General features: G+C 68.7%; 9 protein-coding genes and 2 pseudogenes. 3 read left to right on the top strand and 8 right to left on the bottom strand.

Annotated elements, in window-relative coordinates; genetic code table 11:
- Nucleotides 1–25 precede the first annotated feature (25 nt).
- The 7 genes from ACFZDK_RS52370 to ACFZDK_RS52340 all read right to left on the bottom strand — a co-directional run bounded on the left by ACFZDK_RS52370 (nt 26) and on the right by ACFZDK_RS52340 (nt 13,341).
- Nucleotides 26–6,013, bottom strand: a complete 5,988-nt coding sequence (locus ACFZDK_RS52370) for a thioester reductase domain-containing protein (RefSeq protein WP_390985583.1) — start codon at nt 6,011–6,013, stop codon at nt 26–28.
- A gap of 94 nt (nt 6,014–6,107) precedes the next feature.
- Nucleotides 6,108–7,766 (bottom strand): methyltransferase, encoded by a 1,659-nt coding sequence (locus ACFZDK_RS52365; RefSeq protein ID WP_390985581.1) that lies wholly within the window; start codon nt 7,764–7,766, stop codon nt 6,108–6,110.
- Between the two features lie 362 nt (nt 7,767–8,128).
- A complete protein-coding gene (locus tag ACFZDK_RS52360; RefSeq protein ID WP_390985579.1) occupies nt 8,129–8,647 on the bottom strand; it encodes a hypothetical protein in 519 nt (172 codons plus the stop codon).
- 512 nt (nt 8,648–9,159) lie between these two features.
- A complete protein-coding gene (locus ACFZDK_RS52355; RefSeq protein WP_390985576.1) occupies nt 9,160–10,116 on the bottom strand; it encodes an SDR family NAD(P)-dependent oxidoreductase in 957 nt (318 codons plus the stop codon).
- A gap of 247 nt (nt 10,117–10,363) precedes the next feature.
- Nucleotides 10,364–11,203: a transposase gene (locus tag ACFZDK_RS52350; RefSeq protein ID WP_390985574.1), complete on the bottom strand. Its 840-nt coding sequence runs from the start codon at nt 11,201–11,203 to the stop codon at nt 10,364–10,366.
- A gap of 1,528 nt (nt 11,204–12,731) precedes the next feature.
- A complete protein-coding gene (locus tag ACFZDK_RS52345; protein WP_390985571.1) occupies nt 12,732–12,995 on the bottom strand; it encodes a hypothetical protein in 264 nt (87 codons plus the stop codon).
- Nucleotides 12,996–13,197: 202 nt separating this feature from the next.
- Nucleotides 13,198–13,341 (bottom strand): hypothetical protein, encoded by a 144-nt coding sequence (locus ACFZDK_RS52340; RefSeq protein WP_390985568.1) that lies wholly within the window; start codon nt 13,339–13,341, stop codon nt 13,198–13,200.
- Between the two features lie 243 nt (nt 13,342–13,584).
- Between ACFZDK_RS52340 and ACFZDK_RS52335 the strand changes: the two genes are divergently transcribed.
- The gene (locus ACFZDK_RS52335; protein ID WP_390985566.1) at nt 13,585–16,749 is read left to right on the top strand and encodes a thiopeptide-type bacteriocin biosynthesis protein; all 3,165 of its coding nucleotides are present in this window, start codon (nt 13,585–13,587) and stop codon (nt 16,747–16,749) included.
- Nucleotides 16,746–18,053 carry a lanthionine synthetase LanC family protein gene (locus ACFZDK_RS52330; protein ID WP_390985563.1) on the top strand — a complete coding sequence of 436 codons (1,308 nt, stop codon included), beginning with the start codon at nt 16,746–16,748 and terminating at the stop codon, nt 18,051–18,053. The genes ACFZDK_RS52335 and ACFZDK_RS52330 overlap by 4 nt, the downstream gene beginning before the upstream one ends.
- A gap of 171 nt (nt 18,054–18,224) precedes the next feature.
- On the opposite strand, the pseudogene ACFZDK_RS52325 reads toward ACFZDK_RS52330, so the two are convergent.
- A pseudogene (locus tag ACFZDK_RS52325) lies at nt 18,225–18,565 on the bottom strand (aldehyde dehydrogenase family protein); the annotation flags it as partial.
- A gap of 103 nt (nt 18,566–18,668) precedes the next feature.
- Here ACFZDK_RS52325 and ACFZDK_RS52320 point away from each other — a divergent pair.
- Nucleotides 18,669–19,127, top strand: a pseudogene (locus ACFZDK_RS52320) (DUF5933 domain-containing protein); the annotation flags it as partial.
- Nucleotides 19,128–19,156: the final 29 nt, after the last annotated feature.

Genomic DNA, 19,156 nt, shown 5'->3' with positions numbered 1-19,156 from the left:
GTGGTCCTTTCTCTGACCGGTCAGGTCAACTTGTTGCGGGGTCGGGAAGGAAGCCTGTTGCCTCGAAGAAGGCGAGATACCTCTTCAGGAGATCCGCGGTGATGACGGGGCAGTCGATCCCGCTCGCAGCGGTCGTGGACGTGGTGTCAAGGCGAGGAAACGCCCGGCCCCCGAGGGCAATTGCCTCGAAGTCGTCCAGTAGAGGGTTGAGCGCGTTGTCCCGGTCCGCCTGTACGCGCCTGATCCACTCGGCGGTGTCCAGCACGTCCAGCTCGCGGCCGGTCTCCCGCATGCTGTGCACGATCTCCGCGAACGACACGGAGGTTTGGTTGTGCAAGTGGAACGTACCGCCCACCGAGTTCAGGGACAGAGCGGTGACGACCTGGCTGACGTAGTCGGCGGGAACCATGTGGAAGGCGCCGCCGAGTTCCCGCGGGACCGCGCCCGCCTGCGCGATGCCTTTGATCGCCAACCATACGAAGTCCCGTGTCTGACACGCGCCTTCTACCCGGTCGCCGCAGACTGTGTCCACTCGGTAGACCGTGACCGGCAGTCCTCGGGAACGGGCGGTGTCAATCATGGCTTCGGCCACCCATTTGCTCTGGCGGTAGCCGCTGGACAGATTTTCCGGGGGGCCCGTGGGGTCTTCGGGCCGCAGGGCGGCGGGGGATGCCTTCTCGAACACGCCGACCGTGGAGATGTAGTGGACCGGCACACTGCGATGCCGTGCGGCCAGTCGGAGGATCTCCTCCGTCCCCGAGACGTTGGCCGGAGCCAGGTTTCGGTACGGCTGCAACCAGTTGACGGTACTGCCCGCGTGGTAGACGCAGTCCATGTCGGACGCGAGCAGGTCGAATGCCTCGGGGGTGAGACCCAGCCGGGGCTGGGAAAGATCTCCGCGGAGGACCTTGACCCGTTCCGGGTCCACGTCGATGCGGTAGCAGGCCAGGTTCTCCCAGAGGCGCGCTCGGCAGCTCTCGTCGTCGGGACCGCGCACCAGGCAGTGCACCACAGCATTCGTCTGCCTGACGAGATCGCGAAGGAGGAATGCACCCAGGAAGCCGGTCGCGCCGGTGAGGAGGACCTGCCGGGGGTCACCGGGAGGCCGGATCTCCTGCGCAGGCACGATGTCGTCGGCGAGTCGGGCTTCGGCCTCGAAGTCGATCGTGTCGGCGTCAGTACGGCTGAGAAGAGATTCCGCCAGCGACCGCACAGTGGGGTGATCGAACACCAGGCTCACCGGCACCTGCGTCCCGGTCGCGGTGACGATGCGGTTGCGCAGTTCCGCGGCGGCGAGGGACTGCAGACCCAGATCGCTGAAGGATCTGTCGACATCGATCGAGGCCGACGACTTGCCCAGAACGGCCGATACCTGCCGCCGTAGGAGGGCGACCATGTCCACTCGGGTAGCGGGCGGCTCGACTGTCGGCGCACTGGTCTCGCGAGGCGTGACAGGTACGGATCCGGGAAGCCCTCGCAGCCAGTGCGGGCGGCGTCGGAAGGGATACGGCGGCAGGCTGACGGTCTCTCCAGCGGACGGCGGCAGCAGAGAGTCCCAGTCGACGTCGGTACCGTGCACGTAGGCCCGGGCAAGCGACCGTTGGAATCTTCGCCCACCTCCGTCCCCACGTCGCAGGGTGCCCGTGACGACGGAACCTTCGGGCGCTGACTGTTCTATGGCCCCGGCGAGTACGGGATGCGTGCTGACCTCGATGAACCGCCGGCATCCCAGATCACCCAACGTCGAGATCGCCTGATGCAGGTTCACCTGACCGCGGATGTTGCGGCACCAGTGCTCGCCGGTGAGCGAGCGGGTGTCCATTTCGCCCCCGGTCACCGTGGAGACGAGCGGCATGGTGCCAGGTCCCGGTGCGAGGTCGGCCAGTCGGTCGCGCACCAGGGGGAGCAGCGGCTCCACCTGGGTGCTGTGACTGGCCCAGCCGATCGCGACTGAGTGGACGGTCACTCCGTTGGACCGAAGCTTCTCCACTGCTCGGCGCAGGTCCGTTGTGTCACCGCTGATGACGACGGAGCGAGGACCGTTGACAGCCGCGAGGGAGAGGCCGCTCCCCGTGGTCCGAAGAAATTCGTGCGTCTCTTCCGGCGACATCATGACTGCCGCCATTGCTCCCTTGCCGTCCAGTTCCCGGGCCACGTGGCCGCGGACCGCGATGATCTCTGCCGCGTCCTCCAGACTCAGCGCTCCGGCCACGTGGGCGGCGACGATCTCGCCCACGCTGTGGCCGGCGACGGCGTCCGGTCTGACACCCGACGAACGCCACTGCGCTGCGAGGGCGGTCATCGTCGCGAACAGCATGCTCTGAACGACATCGGCGCGATCGGCGGGCGGGGTGGTGAGCAGGCCGAGAGCCATCTCGCTGACCGACCAGCCGAGATGGGGCCGCAGAGCGAGGTCACACTCCTCGAAGGCTTCCGCGAACGGGGTGGAGTCGCGGAGAAGATCAGCGGCCATCCCTTGCCATTGCTGGCCGTGCCCGGCGAAAACGAAGGCCGTACGACCTTCGTGACGGCGGCCGGTGACGGCGTCGTCGTGGTACTCACCCGCGGCGAGGGCGGCGAGGGCCGGTGCGTGGTCGCCGTGTTCGTCGGGCAGAGCGACCGCACGGATTTCGAGTGAGGATCGGCCCCGCACGAGAGTGCGGGCGACGTCCGCGGAGTGCGACTGCTCGCCGTCGGCCTTCCCCACGGCGTGCATTCGGCCGGCCCAGGTTCGTAGGGCGTCCGGTGATGCCGCGGAGAGAATCCAGGGGGCCGGGCCCGGGGCCGGGATGGTCGCGGGTAGCCGCGGTGAACTCTTGGGCGGGGGCTCCTCGATGATCACGTGGACGTTCGTGCCGCTGATCCCGAAGGACGAGATACCGGCGCGCCGCGTTCCGGAGGGCCACGGAATGGCGCGATCGAGAACGCGAACGGACGCGTCCGACCAGTCGACCTGCTTGTTGGGTTGGTGGCTGTGCAAGGACTTGGGCAGCATGCGGTGTTGGATGGCGAGCACCATCTTGATGACACCCACCAGACCTGACGCGGCCTGGGTGTGGCCGAGGTTGGACTTCACGGAGCCGACCCAGACACCCGGAGTACGCCGTGCTCCGTAGACATCGAGCAGCGCCTGAGCTTCGACGAGGTCGCCGAGTGGCGTGCCGGTGCCGTGGGCCTCGACGGCCTGGACATCGTCGACAGTGAGACCCGCGTTGGCGAGGGCTTTCCTGATGACGGCACGCTGAGCGGTGCCGTTCGGGGCGCTCAGCCCGTTGCTGGTGCCGTCGGAATTGATCGCCGACCCACGAAGCACGGCGAGCACACGGTGCCCGTCACGGCGGGCAGCTGACAGCGGTTCCACCACGAGCGCAGCGACCCCTTCCGCCCAGCCGACCCCGTCGGCCTCGGATGCGAAGGCCTTGCAGCGGCCGTCCGAGGCGATGAGATCGTGCCGGCTGAAGTCGATGAAGGTCGCCGGGGTGGACATGACTGTCGCGCCGGCGACGATGGCACGGTCGCACTCCCCCGCACGGATCGCGTTCGCTGCCTGATGCAGGGCGACGAGAGAGGACGAGCACGCGGTGTCGAGGGTGATGGCCGGTCCGTGAAGTCCCAGGACATAGGCGACTCGTCCTGAAGCGACGCCGGCGGCGGTGCCGATCAGCAGACTGCCGTCGTAGCAGTCCGCGGCTTCGGTGACGCGCGGAGCGTAGTCGGAGTGGAACATGCCGACGAAAACGCCGGTGTCACTGCCTCGCAGCGATGCCGGGACGATTCCCGCGTCCTCCAGCGCATGCCAGGACGCTTCGAGTACGAGTCTCTGCTGGGGATCCATGGAGTCGGCCTCGGCCGGCCGGATACCGAAGAACTCCGCGTCGAACCCCGCGATGTCGTCGAGGTAGCCCCCCAGGAACGGGAGTGGGGTGGAGAGGCGTGGGGCCCAGCCGCGCTGTGCGGGGACGCGGCCGACGGCGTCACGCTCCTCCGACAGCAGCTTCCACAGGTCGTCAGGGCCGCTTATGCCGCCGGGCAGTCGGCAGCTCATGCCGACGATCACCAGGGGATCATCCGCATCGGAGTCGAACGGGCGCCGCGCGAACGGCCGTGCAGAGAGTTGACGAACTGTGGCCCGAGCGGCTGTCGTGGGTCGAAGCAGCTCGGCGAGGTGACCGGCGAGATCACCGGGGGTGGGGTAGTCGAAGAGCAGGTTGCTGGCCAGTGGCAGGCCGGTCGCGTCCCTCAGGGAATGTGCCAGCCGAACGGCGCCCAGAGAATTCAGGCCGTGGCTCCGGAATGTCTCCTGCGAGCCTATTCTTGCCGGTGTGGTGTCGCCGCTCAATTCACTGAGCACCGTACGGGTGTGTGCGACCACCATGTCCAGCAGCGCTTCGGGGGACGCATCCGGCTTCTGGTCGACGCCAAGCGTCCGCTCTTCGGGCCCGACGGACACGCCGATGCGGTCGGCCACCGCGTCCCGTAGCCGGTGCCGGGCGATCTTCCCGGACGCGGTATAGGGGATCTCGGGGACTTCGACCAGCTCGACCGGGGTCTTGTACGGCGCCAGGCCCTTTGCCCGCAAGTGGGCGCTCACCTCGTGGAGACTGACCGGTGAACCCTGGGTGACGGCGAGGCAGGGGTACTCGCCGAGCCGCGGGTCGGGCCTCCCGAGTACTGCGCACGGGCCGGCGCCGGGGAGGTCCGCGAGCAGCGACTCGACCTCCGAAGCGCTGAACTTCTGTCCTCCGACGTCGATCAGCTCCGCCGTGCGCCCGTGGAAGGCGACGAGTCCGTCGCGAGTCATGCTGGCAAGGTCGCCCGTGCGCAACCAGCGTCCGTCCGGGAGCGCCCGCGCGGTCAGGTCCGCGTCGTCGAGATAACCCCGGAAGGCATAAGGGCTGCTCACCCAGAGTTCCCCCACCTCCTCGGGTGGGCTCTCCGCCCCGTCACGCATGATCCGGACCCGGGCGCCCGGTATCGGGCGGCCGATACTGGCCGTAGCCACCTCAGCGGGGTCGTCGGCGCGGGTGAACACTCCGGCACCCAGCTCCGACATCCCCCACTGCACGACCACCGAGGCGCCGAGGTCGTCACGCAGACCCGCCACGAGCGAGGCGGGCACATGAGAACCGCCGGTGCGAACCTCGCGCAGCCGGACAGAGCGGTCGCGGGTGCGCAGACGGCCGAGGAGATCATGGAGCTGGGTGGGTACGGCGAAGAGGACGATCGGGCGGTCGACCGTACCCGCGGCGTCGATGAACCGGTCGGTGTCCCAGCCCGGGATCAGGAACTGCGTGGTCCTGGCGAACAGAGAGGTGTGCAGTGAGAGCAGTCCGAAAAGGTGAGTGAATGCGCTCGCGCTGACGAGGACGTCATCAGGTCGGAATCCTCCGCCGGTGACGACCGCAGCGGCGTTGGAGAGGAGCCCGTCGTGGCTGTGCATGGAGATCTTCGGGCGGGCGGAGGTCGTCGCAGAGGAGGGTATGAGCATGAACGGGTCGTTGGGGCGCACGAGTACCGGGTGTGGCCGGGCGCCGGTGAACTCCTGGACGATCTCGCGCAGGGTGGCATGTGGTGTGTGGCCGGCGCCTTCGTCGCCGGCGATCAGGAGATCAGCACCCAGCGCGGACAGACCGGGAGCGACACGCCGGGCCGGGAGGACCACCACGCGCGGTCTGGCCCGCACGGCGAGACCTGTCAGTTCCTGAGAGCTGTTGCCTGCGTGCACCGGCAGGAGCACGCCTCCGGCGAGGGCCACCGCGGCGTGCAGCACGAGGAACTCCCAGCTGTTGGGCACCTGCGCGACCACGACGTCGTGTGGCTCCAGTCCACGCTCCTGAAGACCTCGTGCCAGGGCCTCGGCGGACTCCCACCACTGCCGCCAGGTCCAGTCCTGCTGTCCATCGCTGAACGCCACGGCTTCCGGGTCCGCTTGCACTGCTGTCCGCATCAGATGCGGGAATGTCTGCCCCAGCAGCGCGGTGTCGGGCGGGACATGGTAGTCAGATGCTGTCAAGGGCACCGTATGTCTCCCAGATGTGACCGTGAGGAACCGTGTGACAGGAAGGCGGGGGCAGGAGCAGTGCGGAGCAAGGCCGTGAAACCGCTTCTCATGCCGACTCGGCCACGATCAGGTTCATGTCCACTCCCAGCGGCCGGAGCTCGGCCAGACGGAATCCGGCCGTTCGCAGCAGCCTTTCGTAGTGCGCCAGGTCCCGCTCCTGGCCGCCGGTGATCGCGAGCATCTGCAAGTCCCACAAAGCGGCCAGTTCTCCGCTGCCCGGAGTCGACCACTCGTCGGGCAGCAAACGTTCGAGGACAAGCAGCGTCGCGTCGGGCCCGCACGCCCGACGGCAGGAACTCAGGATTCGCACGCAGTCGTCGTCGTTCCAGTCGTGCAGCACTCGCGAGAGCACGTATACGTCGGCGCCTGAAGGCACCTCGGTGAAGAAGTCGCCGGGTACGTGCTGCAGCCGGTCGCCGAGCTCCGGATCGCTCGCTGTCTTCCCGACAACGTGTTCACGGTCGAACACCGTGCCGTGCACGGTCGCGTGGCTACGCAGGATGGTTCGCAGCAGCGTGCCGTTGCCCCCGCCTATGTCGACGATGCGGGACCCGGGAGTGAAGTCGTACGTCTTGGCCAGATCCACTGCTATCACGCTGCTGATCGACTCCATGGCCCGGTCGAACACCTGGGCGCTGTCTGAGTGAGCTGCGAAGTGGTCGAAGTGTTCTGCTCCGAACCGGTGACGGAAAGCGGTTCCGCCCGTACGCACGGCTGTGGGGAACTCGCCCCACGCGTCGTAGAACTCGCCGCCGTATATCTTGACCAGGTCGGCGAAAGGGTTGTCGGCGCACAGCAGGTCACCTGCAGGCGTGTTGAGGTAACGGGAGTCACCGACCTCGCACACGATGCCCGCCCGAGACAGATAGCGCAGCAGCCGGGCGACAGCCTTCTCGTCGCAGTTCAGGCGTTGTGCGAGCTGGCCCACGGTGCGGGGTCCGTTCCGCAGATGCTCGTTCAGGTTCAGCTCGGTCGCGACGTGCACGGCTCTGGCCGCCCAGTGCCCTGCGAGGAGTCCGAGCAACTGGCGATGCGGCTCCTGGGCCTCCACACCAGTCGCCTTGTGTGCCGCGAGAACGTCCGGCCAGTGACCGCCGGCCTTGAGTTCCAAGCGGCGTGGCTCGCTCGCGAGATGGGTCGGCAGGTGGAAGTAGAGCACCGTCCGGCCGCCGCTCGACTTCTCTTCGTGGGGATTGAACCCCCCGCCGTCGGGGATCATCCCGAGCCGGTCGAGGCAGACACGCCGCACTTCGGCGAGGCTGGCACCGTCGACCAGCCAAGCCTCGTGCCTCTCCGCCTCGGTTGCGCGCTCCCGGTCGGGCATGTCGCTGTGTGCCGCCACGGCACTTCCGCTCGGGAGGATGAAAACCTCGACACCGGCCTGGGCCGGCTCGGGCAGACGTCCATACAGGATGGTCACGTCGAGACTCTGTTCATGTACCCCGTACCGCTGGGCCAGCCTGGACCGCACGACCACGCTCTCGATCGGATCCGCCACCTCGACCTGGCGCTTCTGCAGAAAGACCGAGACGTCGTCAACGGCGTCGGGAAAGACAAGAAGGGCAACGTGGTCGAATACGAGATCCTTGCGCGTGAGCGTAGGGCTCGCCTCCACAACAGCCGTCACCAGTCCGTCGTCACGGGCGACATGGGCCGCCCGGCCAAGGGCTGTGAGCAGTCGCTGCTCATCGCGGCGATTCAACACCTTGTCAGCCTTTCGGGAGTGCCGGAAACCGTGAGAACGATGTACCTGCCAGGCGTCTGAGGCGATCGGGAACCTGCCAGTACTGCAGGCTTGAATCCAGGCGTGGAGTGAAATAACGACACACGAATCCCTTTCTCAACAAATTCACGCGTTGAAGTTTCGCGAAGTAGGCCGCCGAAGCAGCAATCAGCGCCCCACGCCAACCCCCTTCAGCCCGAACGGCCCACATGGCCACAAGGAGCCCCTTCGCCGCCGCCCTCTGGTCAATTCGAAGACCACAACGCACAACCATCCGCCCTGGTTCAAGCCCGCCGTTGCCCCAGGGCTGATTCAAAATCCTGGTGGTCATGTGGTGTTGCTGGTCAGGGCGGTCCGATCAAGTCCAGCGGACGGGTGAAGGGTGTGTAGGAGACCTCGCGCAGGCCGGCGGCGATGCTGTGGTGCCCGGCGGTGCGCAGGATGCCGATCGCGAAGCTGCGCGGTGTGGCCATGTTCTCCGGTCCGTGCCCGGTGCGGATCGTTGAGGCGTCCTCGCCGAACGTGGTGTCTCTGACGTGGTGCACGGCCTCGATGCCCCATTGCGCGCGGGTATGTTGGCCGATGGCCTGGGTGAGGCTGCACGCGTCGTCAGGTCGGTGATGGCGTAGACCGGTCTGGCGGGTGATCTTGCCGGTCTTGAGGTCGGTGCGGTGCCGGTGGATCTTCGCGGCCTGCGCCACGTGCGGGAAGTCCAGCCCGAGACCAGTGCCGGTGAGCGTGCGTACCGAGCGGGTCTCACGCCGCCCGTGCCCCGCCTCGCGGTCGTAGCGGCGGGCGGTCACCTCCTTCCACGGCAGCGACCGCAACGCGTTGTGCAGCGTCGGCTGGTGACGCTTGACCACCAGCAGGTAGTGCGCCTCCTTCGCTTCGACCAGCCACCGGGCGTGGTCACGGTGGGTAGCAGGGCGTCGGCGGTCATCACGACATGGGCCAGGCCGAACGGGGACAGCAGCTTCGTGAAGCCGGTGGCCTCGGTGGTCTTGTCCGGCCCCGTAGCTGGCGGACGGTGCGTCCGTCCTCCAGGACGGCGGAGAGCAGGTGGGCGGCTGGGCAGGTGTCCGTGCGAGAGCCGCGGGCAACCTTGCCGTCCACGGCCAGGTGCCGACTGCCTGCGGGGTCGCATCCGGGCAGGTCGGTAAGCCCGCCGGGACAACCGAACACCGGGCGACACCCCCAGCTCAGTCATGACCCTAAACTGTCCATCCTCACAGACAATCCAACTGGCGGGTCCTCGGCCTGTGGACATTTCTTCGGCCGTTCCCCATGGCCCTTCCGCAGCTCTTGGCCCCAGGTGGCGGACGCGCGGCGACCCGCGTCGCGCGCCCACCACCGGCCCGGCCGACGACCGGCCCGATCACGACGCGGCGAGCGCTCCCCTACCGTCGGAGTGGCCGGGACGATCGGAGGAGCCGGAGGGGTCGGAAAGACCGGAAGGAACAGAGAGGTCGGAGTCCGGGGTCAGGTAGTGGCCCGAGAGATGGTCCGCCTCTCCGGCCGCGAACCGCAGCAGGGTCCGTGCGGAGTGCTCGGGATCGGTGAAACGGCCCTCCCGGCGCTGGGCCATGAACCACTCGATACTGCGGTCGCGCCACACGTCGCCGGTGGGGTAGGTGTCCATGCCGTCCTTGGTGAGCCCGAGTTCCAGCAGGCCCGGGTGGTAGCTCAGCATCGTGACGCCATAGGGACGCAGTTCGCGGGCGAGGTTCTCGGTGAGCTTGTTCACTGCCGCCTTGGAGACCGAGTAGGCGGACAGGTGGGGCCACCGGTGCCGGCCGGCCTCGCTGGTGATATTGATGACGCGGCCCGCACAGCGTGCGGTCATCACGGGAAGGACGGCATGACAGGTCCGTACCGTTCCCATGAGGTTGACGTCGACGGTGTCCTGCCACTCGTCCCGGTCCAGCTCCCAGAAGGGTCCGATGGGGCCGGTCGCCCCGGCGTTGTTGACCAGGACGTCGATTGTCCCGAAGCTGTCCACGGCCTCTTCGACGACCTTGGGCATCGCGGCGGGATCGGTGACGTCGGCCGGTACGGCCAGGACCCGGGTGTTCCGGGCCTGGAGCAGTTCGGCCGTCTCCGCGAGCGCCCCGGGGTCACGGCCGGTCAGTACCAGCTGGGCACCGGCCTCGGCGAGCGTCGCGGCGAAAAGGCGGCCCAGGCCGCGTCCTCCGCCGGTGACGAGGGCGGTACGGCCTTCCAGGAGCCGCGGTGAGGTGGTCGGCCAGGGAGTGGGGGAAGCGGTGGCGGCGGTAGTGAGGGGGCTCATCGTCAACTCGTCCTTCTTCACGGGCTTCACGGGATCCTTCTTCATCCGGCTCACCTGGCCTTCGGGCCGAGGTGACGTGAAGGTCGGCACCGGTTCGCCGCGGCTCCCTCAGTACGAACGCCCCCGTGGCCGACCTCACTCGCCACCTCAACGGGGCGGACGGCCGAGTGGTTCACGATCCGTGGCGTGTCGTCTTAGCTTGACTCTGAAGCTGATCGGAAAATCGATGTGCGGGAGGGCAGGCGGCAGCATCCGGGCCGCTTGCGGACCGGATTACGGTGAGACGGGACGGTCAGGCTGATGCTGGTGTGAGGGCGGCTTGGTGGCCGAGGGCCTGGAGGTGGCGGACGAGGTCGCGGGTTTTGCGGGCGGGGTCGAGGTGACGGCGGTGCCAGTCGGCACCGAGCTCTTGGTAGGAGGCGTCCGGGTCGTTGATCAGGTGCCAGGCGATGACGAGTATCGAGCGGGCGACGGCGACCAGGGCTTTGGCGTGGCCGCGGCGTTTGACGATGCGCCGGTAGCGGGCGCCTAGGAAGGTGTCGGTGCGGGCGGCGGCCTTGGCGGCCTCACCGAGAGCGCCCTTGAGCCAGGGGTTTCCCTGCCCGGCCGGGCCCGACGTGTTCTTCGCCCCGGACTGGATCGTCCGCGGACATAACTTGGCCCAAGAGACGAGGTGTTCGGGGGTGGGGAAGCGGCTCATGTCGGCGCCGATCTCAGCGAGGATGATCTGCGCGGTGGTCGGCCCGATGCCGGGAACGGCGTCCAGCTTCTCGGCCAGAATCCGTGCACTGACCGCGGCCGCCTCGTCCCCGGTGCCCGGGCTGTCTGGCGGGGTGGTGATCTCCTCCAGAGTCCGGGCGATCAGCCGGTCGAATTCGTCGATCTGTGCGGTGAGGTGGTCGACGGTGGACAGCAGCACCCGCAGCAGCCGGGCGTGGTGGTCTTCGAACTGCCCGGTCAGGGCCTCGATGAGGGCCGGCTTCTTCTTGATCAGGTTGCCCTTGGCAAGGTCGGCCAGGACGCGCGGGTTGCGTTGTCCGGCGACCATCGCGTCGAGCATGGCCCGCCCTGACATGCCGAACAGGTCCGAGACGACGCCGGACAGTTTGATCTGCGCGTCCTGCAGGGCCATGGCGGCACATCGAAGCTCCGGACGGACAGGGCGACTTGGGAAGGTCACCCCGTCAACCGGAGCTTCGTTGTGTTCGTGACGGCACTCAGCCGGATCGTCACACCGCAGCGACCTGCACGTTTCCATGCCCCCCAGGACTTTGAATCAGCCCTGGCGGTATCGCCGACGAACTCGGCGGAATCGCCTTTCCCCACGCCCGCCGTGAACCGGTGGCATGGTTCTGCCGTTGTGGGGGTGAGGTCACACCGGGGGACGGCAGGAAGGCCGAAAGGGTGGTCGTGCCCGATACTTATGGCTCTGCCAGGGGGACGGACTGGGCGTTCCCTGGCAACCGGTATGAAAACGCCGATCGTCACCTTACCGACGAAGGCCGAAAACCAGCCCGAACGAAAACCTGGAGGAATCGTGCCGTCAAGGGATGCAGGGTGGGGATCGGTCGAGGCGGCACTGCACGAGTATTGCGGCGATCCCGGCAATCTGGGCACAGTCCCACCCGACCGTTTCACGACCACGGTGGACGGCATCGAGGTCAAACTCGGAAAGTTGCTCGGCAGCTGGAGAGAACGAGGTATTCCCCAAGACTGCCCGGGAAAACCCGGAAACTCATGGAAGACTACCAAGTGGTGGGTGAGGTCGGCAAAGCTTTAGCCGCGAACCAGTCCATAATAAGGTCTGAAAATCAGTGGAAGGCGTTCGAGGCGGCACTGAACGAGTATTACCGCGATCCCAGCAAGCTGGGCACACTCCCACCCGCACTCTCCACGACTACGGAGTATGGCGTCAAGGTAAACCTCAGATTTAGCCTCGACAACTACAGACGTCGAGGTATTCCCCAAGCCTGCCCGGAAGGCACCCGGCAACTGATAGAATTCTACACAGGGATCGGTTCCGGCGCTCTGCCGCACACCGGCGGGGCACGCGACCCGGGACTCGGTACGGGGTTGTCCGCCGATGGTTACGCCTCAACCGGGTCTTACCCGCCCGTTCCCAGCGCCGCGCAGTACACGCTGTACGCGGGAACCGACTGGGAAATCACTCAACCGGCCCAGTCCCACGGCAGCGTGATGGACAGTTACCCGTCGGCGACCGAACCCAATGCTCTCACACCTGACCAATCCGGCGGCCTCGTTTACCTCAGCCCCCACGAGTACCTTCCCGCCCGACGATGTTTACCAGCATCCCGGGAATTATGCCCAGAATCCCACTGCCGACCACAGCTGGAATCTGAGTGCGTTCCCTACCTCCTCCGGGCCCGGAACGGGCGACAGCACAACTGCCCCGATACGGCGAAGCGGTAGCCCGCAGCGCGAACAGAGAAGTTCCCGCAGATAGGCCGTTGTCCTGGCCCTGGAAGGAACGCTGCCCGGCCGTGGCGCGCCGGTCTTCGACCGTGCCTGCAGAGCTCCGTCAAGTTCCGTGGTTGCGTGGAAGGTTGGCGATCGCTTCGCCCCTCGCGCTGATCGGCGCTGTCAACAGGATGTCGATGCTGATGGTCACGTTGTAGGTGTACCGGTCGACGCGGAGGCTTTCATACGCGTAGCGGGAGAGTGGGCGCCTGACAGCGCGGGGGGCTGACGCGCAGGCGGCGGTCGGGCATGAGATTCTCCAGGACCGCCCGCCCGATGCGGCCGACGAGGTCGATGACGGTGTCGGCGGGCACGCCCGCGACCTGGACGGCCTGGTCGCGGGCGGTCTGGAGGGCGACGCTGAAGCCGGCCCCGGTCGCGACAGGAGAGCGTTCTTTTCCTTCGGACTGCTGGAAAGCATCGGTGACAAACTCCTGCCGCGTCAACGGTGACGCCGGGGGCCGGGGAATCATGCCCGCCAGTGCCCGGACCCGTGTTCGAAAGGGCACTTCCCGTTGCTTCGTCCGTCGACGGTGCGAACGTAGAGGTGGTGCAGGGAGGCACCGCGGAATCCTGAGGTCCGCTGCCCCGGTGGCGGTGGTTCCGGCGGTACGGGTTGCCGCCGGAACCGTCCTTCACATGCCTACATCAGCAGAGGGCGCAGGTCGTGCAGGTGCGGAAGCAGGAGTCCTCGCCGGAAATGGCGCCGACCGTGCTTTCGGATGCGACATCCTGGATGGAGGTCTCGGTGAGATCGATGTCGAAGAGATCCTGCGTTATGTTCTCGGGCATGGGAATTCCTTCCTGTGGAACCTGTCAGATCGTCGCCCTTTGGCGACAGGAGCCGAATCTAGGTACAAATAGCGTGGAAAGTCAAGGGGGTGCGGGGAAGGTCTGTGTGGGTTAGCGTGACCGAATTCCTGGGAAGAGGAATCGCTAATCATTGAATCCGTTTCATACTGCATCAAGTTAGGGGTCGTGGCAGATATGCGGCGTGGCCAAAACGCGGAACAGGTGTTCCGCTGCGCGGATGGAGTGCTTCTGAGGACACCGCTCCTGGCCCGGCCGAGGGTCCGCGCGACCTGGCGGGACGGTGTGGGGGCCCGGCCGGACGAGACCGGCGCGGAGCCCGGTGAACTCCGTGCCCACCTCGTGGAGCTGCTCGCCGACGCGCGATTCCGGGAGGCGCTGGAGGTCTCCAGCGCCTCACTCGCCCGCACCGTCGACGCCGTCCTCGCAGACGAGCCCGTGACCGCCTCCGATATGCGCAAGCTCCACCGGGCTGTGACCCGCTATCTACTCAGGGCCGCGTCGCGGCCCACCCCCTTCGGCCTGCTCGCGGGCGTCCTGTGGGGCTCCTTCGGCGCGGCCACCAAGGGGGAGCTCACCGGCGCGGGGCACAGAGCGGCACGGCCCGACGCCGGTTGGCTGGCACGGCTGATCGCCGAGTGGGAACGCGACCCTGAGGTGCACCTGGGGCTGAGCGTGGTGGTGAACGGGCTGTGCTTCGTGCGCGGCGACCGCTTGGTCCTGCCGTTCGCCCCGGCCGGAGCGGGCCTGGACCCCGCCGCCTCCGATCCCGACGCACCGCAGGGACGGGCGGGAGGGAGCCGCCCCACGTCCCGGACGCTCCGCTACACCCCGGTCGTGCGCGCCGTGACCGAGGCCGCCGCCCGCCCCGTCCGCTGCGGCGACCTGGTCCGGGAGGTCGAAACGCGTTTCCCCGGGGCGCCCGAAGGCGCCGTGGCCGGCCTCGTCGCCCAGCTGATCGGGGCGGAGATGCTGCTGACGGAACTGCGCCCACCGTTGGACTCTCCCGATCCCCTGGCACACGTCGAGGCGCTGCTCCCGGCCGCCACGCCCGCCGCCCAGTGGATCGCCGAACTACGAGAGTCGTTGGCCGAATACCGCCGCACCCCGCTCGGGGAGGGAAGGGCGGCCTGGCGCACGGCACTTGAGCGCGCCGCCGCAGGTCCCGACACGGCCTCCGGCTCAGGTGCGGCCGCAGGCCCCGGCTCAGCCGCAGGGCGCTCGGCCGCTCCGGCGAACGCCGTCCAAGTGGACCTGCGTCTGGAGGGCACAGCCGTGCTCTCGCGCTCGGTGGCCGAGGAACTGGAGCGCGCCGCCGCCGTACTGTGGCGCCTGTCGCCCCCGGGACCGGGCCGGCTGACCGCGTACCACCAGGATTTCGTGGAGCGGTACGGCCTCGGGCGCCACGTGCCCGTCAAGGAACTCCTCGACCCCGACATCGGCCTCGGCGCCCCGGCCGGGTACCGGCTGCCCCCGAGCCACCGCCCCGACCCGGGACCCGCGCCGCTCGGAGCCGTACGCCAGCGCCTGCTGCTGGGACTCGCGGCCGAGGCGCAGGCGCGCGGGGCTCGTGAGGTCGTCCTGGACGAGGAATGGCTGCGCAGGTTCGAGGCGGCCGACCGGGACGAGTCAGCCGACGCCGTGCGGCCGCCCGCCCTTGAACTCGTCGTGCAGATCGCGGCGGAGTCGGCCGCCGCGGTGGACCGAGGTGACTTCACACTTGTTCTGGGCGGTGCGGCCACCGCGTCCGGCGGCCTCATGGGCCGCTTCGCTCACCTCTTCCCGCCTGCGCAGACCGAGCAGATCCGGCACACGGTGCGGGCCGCACGCGAGACCACCGGACGGCTGCCCGTCCAAGTCCACCACCAGGCGTCGCACCACCGGCACGCCAACGTCGCCCAGGTGCCGACCTGGTTGGACGCACGCCTGGTCGTCGGCGTCCACCCCGGTCCCGCCGTGCCGGGCGTCACCGAACTCACACTCGACTCGATCGCCGTCTGCGCCGACTCCGAGCGCTTCCGGATCGTGTCCACGAAGTCGGGCCACGAACTGACGCCGTCGGCCCTCCACGTGCTCAACCGCGAACTGACCGCACCCAACGCGGTGCGCTTCCTCATCGAGGCCGCGGCGTTCGGCCGCAGGCAGTGGCGGCTGTGGGAATGGGGGACCGCAGCGGACCTGCCGTTCCTGCCCTCGGTGCGTGTCGGCCGCACCGTTCTCAGTCCGGCCCGCTGGCGGCTGGACGCGACCGGCCTGCCCTTCGACGAGTGGCGCGCCCTGTGGCATGTGCCCGATCACGTCCAACTCACCATCGCCGACCACCGCATCCCCCTCAACCTCGTCGTCCCGGCGCACCAGGAGATCCTGCACCGCGAGTGCGAGCGGACTGGCGTGGCCGTTGTCCACGAGCTACCACTGAGCCAGGACACCGACGGCGGGTGGCTGCACGGGCCCGGTGGCGCCCACGAGGCGGAGGCCGTAGTAACGCTAACGCCCTGCCGGCCGCAGCCGAACGAGGCGCCCGCACGCACCCCGAGCACCAGGCGACCGGTGGTGCGGTGCGGCACCGGCGAGATCGCTCCGGGCGGCCCCTGGCTCTACGCGACGCTCTACACCTCCGCCGAGCGTCAGAACGAACTCCTGACTGGGCCGTTGCGCCGCTTCCTGACCGATCTGGGCTCCCCGCCCGCAGGACCGGAGGGCGTCGACCGCTGGTTCTTCATCCGGTACGCGGATCCGGACCCACACCTGCGACTGCGGCTGCACGGAGACCCGGCGACCCTCAACGGCATCATCCTGCCCCGACTCCACGACATGGCCGGGCAACTGGCAGCCGACGGGCTCGCCCGGGGGCTGCGCCTCGACAGCTACGTCCCGGAGACCGAGCGCTACGGTGGCCCGACGCTGCTCGGCGCGGCCGAGGAGGTGTTCCACGCGGACAGCCAACTGGTGCTGAAACGGCTCGCGGCCCCCACCGACGACCGGATCCTGTCCACCGCGTACGACGTGACCGAGCTGGTACGGGCCTTCCGCCGAGGCCATGGCGGCGACTGGCGGCGCTGGCTCACCGGTACGTACCCCAAGCGGGAGCAGCACCACAAGGCGTTCGCTGCACGCAGGAGGGCGGCGCTCGCCAGGATCACTCCGGACGGTCGGCCGGACCCGGTGGCAAAGCCGCAGCACGCGGCGGTGGAACGCTTCGGACGGCTGGTGCGCGCGGCGGAGGAGAGAGGCGCGCTCAGCGTCTCCCCGGACGCGGTGCTCGCCTCCCTCGTCCATATGCACTGCAACCGGCGCCTGGGCACGGACCGTACGGCCGAAGCGCAGACCTTGGCGGTGGCCCGTGGTGCGGTCCAGGCGCACCTCGACCGGGAAAGGGCCGGAGCATGAACGAGAACCTCGTCGCGCAGCTCGCGGAGCGCTTGGCCGACCCGGCCGCGCTGGCCGCACGGGTGACCGCCGTCGACACCCCCGAGCGGGCCGGGACCCACTCCCTGTGGCACGCCCAGTCCCTCGCGGACGGCTACGCCGGAGTGGGGCTCCTCTTCGCAGCGCTGGCCCACGGCGAGCCCCGGTACGCCAGGGTCGCGCACGCCCATCTGTCGGCGGCGGTCAGCGGGGTGCGCAGGCCCGCACGGGAGGGGCTGTACGCGGGGCTGCCCGCAGTCGCCTTCACGGCCATGGCCGCCGTCACCCGACCCGGCGAGTATGCGGCGCTCCTCACCAAGCTGCACGGCCGAGTCGCCTTGCTGGCGCGGCAGCTGGTGGAGGAGGACGCGCCCCGGGTGGCGGCCGGAACGGGCGGGGCCAGGATGGCCGGATACGACGTGGTCGCCGGGCTCTCCGGCATCGGCCGTCTGCTCCTAGCGGCCGGGCCCGAGCACCGGGAGACCACCGAGCTGGTCCTCGCCCACCTCGTCGCGCTCACCCGCCCGGTCACCGAACCGGGCGGAAGGACCGTGCCCGGCTGGTGGACCTGCGACCCGATCCTGCTCAGCGAGCCGGACGGGATTCCCGGCGGGCACTTCAACGCCGGACTCGCGCATGGCATCCCCGGCCCGCTCGCGCTGCTATCCCTCGCTCACCGCGCGGGTACGCGCGTACCGGGCCAGGAGCAGGCCATCCGTACCATTGTCGAGTGGCTGCTGGCCCGCCGCAGCCCCGACGGCACCGGCTGGCCCAACATCGTCCCGCTGGACGCGGAGCTGGCGGCCGCCTCCGGTACCCGTCCCGAACTGGCCGAGGACCGCGCCGGCTGGTGCTACGGCACGCCCGGCGTCGCCCGCGCCCTCCAACTGGCCGCACTGGCGCTGAAGGAGCCGGACTGGAACCGCCAGGCGGTGGCTGCGGTCGCCGCGGTCTGCGACCGGACGGTTGGAGCCCGTGCCATCTGGGACCCCACGCTCTGCCACGGCCTGGCAGGGCTCTCCACGATCGTGACCCTGATGGCCCGCGAGCCCGGGGGAGCGGAACTGACAGCGCGGACAAAGGAGCTGACCGACGCCCTGGCACGCGCGGCGGACCCGGCACACCCCTTCCTCTGGCCCGCCGCCGCCCCTGGAGGCTCCGCCGTGGTGCACCGCCCCGGTTTCCTCGACGGGGCGGCGGGCGCCGCGCTCGCCCTGCACTTCGCGACGGACCCGGACGCGCCGCGCGGCGAACTGCCTTGGCAGGCCGCCCTACTGCTGTGCTGAGCCTCACTGGTCAACGGTGCCGATGTGCTCCTGCTCGGTGTGACGTACAAAGCCGACATCGCCGATGACCAGGAGAGCCCGGCACGTCCGATCGCCCGCAAACCCCGCGCCCGCGGAGCACGGCCGGCCCACCACGACCCGCCGCGCACCCGCACGGCTGGGGGAGCCGGATCAGCCGAGGGGCTTGGAGAGGACGGCCTTGCGGTGGCTGAAGGTCGCCATGGAGGAGGGGCCGTGATGGCTGGCCATGCCGCATTCCCCGACACCGCCGAACGGCAGGTCCGGAATGGTGAGATGGGCCACCGGCAGGCCGAATCCAGGCCGCCGGAGGAGGTTTCGGCCGCCAGCCGCTCCCGGGTGGTGTCGGGTTCGGTGAACGCGTACAGGGCCAGGGGCTTGTCGCGGCCGCTGATAAAGGCGATGGCCTCGTCGAGCCCGGCCACCTCGACGATAGGCAGGATCGGGCCGAAGATCTCTTCCCGCATGACGGGAGCATCCGGCGACACCTCGGCCACAGGGAAAAGCGCCATCCAGCTCGATCGGCAACTTTAATGGGAAAAATCTACTAAATAGGCCGGACAATTGATATCAAAAATACCGCGGCTATTTGCGCGAATAGACTGGAGATCCGCATTCGCCGCATGGCGCCAGCCACGGGCGATCCTGTGGACCGTGGCCGGCGCCGTCACCGTCGGCTTCCTCGTCGCTCTGGAGATCGCCGCACGCCACTACGGGCTGCCCGGTCCCATGACCAACCAGGCGAAAGAAGTCGTACTCGCACCCAAGTCCGGGCCGCTGCTGTACGCCAGCATGGCGTTGATGATGGTCGTGCTCCCCTGGCGGCAACGGTTCGTCGCGGCCGGTGTGGCAGTCGGCATCGACATCGTCTTCTTCCTTGTGCGGTGGGCCGTCGACGCCAAGATGATGTTCGGCAACGGCGCGTTGTGGGTGGTGCTTGGCTATGCGGTCATCGCAGTCACCCGACGCACCGGCCGGGAGCGCGCGCTGCTACTGAAAGGCGTCGGCCTGGCGCTGCTGCTGGTGGCCGGCCGCAAGACGGGGGACACCTGGCTGTGAGGTGCCCCCGGCGGTGTGGACACGCT

The organism is Streptomyces sp. NPDC007901 (assembly GCF_042959465.1).
In the GTDB taxonomy this organism is placed as follows: domain Bacteria; phylum Actinomycetota; class Actinomycetes; order Streptomycetales; family Streptomycetaceae; genus Streptomyces.
The sequence above is the reverse complement of the archived record's forward strand: the minus strand, read 5'-3'. Positions and strand labels throughout refer to the sequence as shown.

What these genes read in the sequence shown, in the direction of transcription:
- ACFZDK_RS52355 (WP_390985576.1), bottom strand. Translation starts at nt 10,116, where the DNA reads ATGAAGAAGGATCCCGTGAAGCCCGTGAAGAAGGACGAGTTGACGATG.
- ACFZDK_RS52350 (WP_390985574.1), bottom strand. Translation starts at nt 11,203, where the DNA reads ATGGCCCTGCAGGACGCGCAGATCAAACTGTCCGGCGTCGTCTCGGAC.
- ACFZDK_RS52330 (WP_390985563.1), top strand. Translation starts at nt 16,746, where the DNA reads ATGAACGAGAACCTCGTCGCGCAGCTCGCGGAGCGCTTGGCCGACCCG.
- ACFZDK_RS52340 (WP_390985568.1), bottom strand. Translation starts at nt 13,341, where the DNA reads ATGCCCGAGAACATAACGCAGGATCTCTTCGACATCGATCTCACCGAG.